General features: G+C 57.6%; 2 protein-coding genes and 1 pseudogene. 2 read left to right on the plus strand and 1 reads right to left on the minus strand.

Features of this window, described 5'->3' with window-relative positions:
• Nucleotides 1-716, minus strand: a pseudogene (locus tag K359_RS0147955) (transporter); the annotation flags it as partial.
• 137 nt (nucleotides 717-853) lie between these two features.
• On the opposite strand from K359_RS0147955, the gene K359_RS0147960 reads away from it, so the two are divergent.
• Nucleotides 854-1,297, plus strand: coding sequence for an HdeA/HdeB family chaperone (locus K359_RS0147960; RefSeq protein ID WP_245284969.1), 444 nt, complete (start codon nucleotides 854-856; stop codon nucleotides 1,295-1,297).
• Nucleotides 1,298-1,323: 26 nt separating this feature from the next.
• Nucleotides 1,324-1,617, plus strand: a complete 294-nt coding sequence (locus K359_RS0147965; protein WP_029085249.1) for an HdeA/HdeB family chaperone — start codon at nucleotides 1,324-1,326, stop codon at nucleotides 1,615-1,617.
• The last annotated feature ends 32 nt before the right edge of the window (nucleotides 1,618-1,649 follow it).

Raw genomic sequence — 1,649 nt, forward strand, 5'->3', positions numbered from 1 at the left:
ATTTCCTCTTCGACGTCCTTGACCGTGCGTCCCGCGGCGGCCAATACCCGGTACGCGCGCGCCTGGAATTTGCGATAGTGGAGATTTTCACTCTGTGGCGGGTTGCCGCCGGAAAGCTCCGCCTCTAGCTTCGCCGCCTCCGCCTTCAAATCGATCCGCATCAGTTTCGGTGCGACAAACGGCACGTACAGGAGCGTGAGAATATAGCCGAGGACATAGGTGACGGCGTATCCGGCTGCGATGTTTGCTTCCTGCTGCTTCAAAGCATCACTGGACAGGCCGACCTGCGCGAGCGCTCCGGACGCCGTGCCGATGATGGAAGATTGCGTCAGCCCACCGGCGGCAAGTCCCGAGGCCGTGCCCGGATCGAGCTTGAACGTGAATGCAAATATCAAAACGAGGATGAGGCCTGTGCTGCCGAGCACGAGCGCCATGACGACCTGCGCCAGGGTGCGGATGCTCAAGGAGGCGAAGAATTCGGGGCCGGACCGGTAGCCGATCGTGAACACAAACAGGCTGAACAGAAGCACGCGCAGCACCGACGGGAATGTAAAGGTCCCGAGCTGACCAATGAGAACGGCCACCACCAGTATGCAGGCTGTCGTTCCGATCGAGAAACCACGAATCTTGACTCGGCCCAGCACCGTGCCGATGGCGATCGAAAGCAGCAGGAAGATTTCCGGAGCGGTGGTGATCATCCACCTGACGGTACCCATGGCGCATGCCCTCCAGCCATTTGCGCGGAATCTGGTCAGTGAAACCCGGCGACGCTTGATTCAGATCAATCCTCGCACGGTGAGAGCCTGCGGCCTCAAGGCCATCGTCGATAAGAGGGGCACGTCTCGGTGCTTCGGTGCTTGCCACAGGCTCCTTCTGCAGCGCGGCACAAAAGAAAGAGCTTGATCTAGATCAAACCCGCCGCCGCGTTTCGCAGATTGATCTGAATCAATACTGGCAGCCGATTCTCCTTCCTGAATGCGCCTCATCGGTGACGGAGTTGATTATGCGGAAATCCGTGCTCTATCTGATCCTCGCGGGCGCGACCTGGCCATGCGCAGCCCATGCGCAAGTTAAGATCGATATGGCCCGTGTGACATGTGCCGACTATCTAGCGCTTTCAGCCGAAGACTCGGCGGTCTTTTCTGCGTGGATGAGCGGTTGGTTCAATCAGAAAACCGGTTACGTGTTCGTTGACTTGAATGCCTATGCTCGAAACGTCGCGAATGTGAAGTCGTGGTGCGCTTTAAACCCGACGCAAACCGTGATGGCCGGTCTTCAACGCGCAACGGCTCAATAGCGACCACAGGCGACACTGGAGGCCTTATGAAACGGACCATCATTTCCAGCTTCTGTGTGCTGATCCTGACGAATATTATGCCAGCCCACGCCCAGGTCGTGATGGACCTTTCGGTGCTCACCTGCAAGCAGCTCCTTGATTCAGATGCCGAGCGACAGGCCCTGATAAGTTCGTGGATGGGCGGCTATTTCAGCGCGACAAAGAATCTCAGCGAACTCGACATCCGCTACGTTAAGCGGAACGCGAAGGTTGTAGGCAGCTACTGCAAGACGCACAGGTCGGATACCGTCATGAATGCAATGCAGAAGAACTGGCACTAGACTTAGCGTCCGGGCCTGCCGGCAATCTCTTT

It is taken from the genome of Bradyrhizobium sp. th-b2, from assembly GCF_000426785.1.
Lineage (GTDB): Bacteria > Pseudomonadota > Alphaproteobacteria > Rhizobiales > Xanthobacteraceae > Bradyrhizobium > Bradyrhizobium septentrionale.

Bases quoted from the DNA above. Each gene is read 5' to 3' on its own strand.
- K359_RS0147965 (WP_029085249.1), top strand. From the start codon at position 1,324: ATGAAACGGACCATCATTTCCAGCTTCTGTGTGCTGATCCTGACGAAT.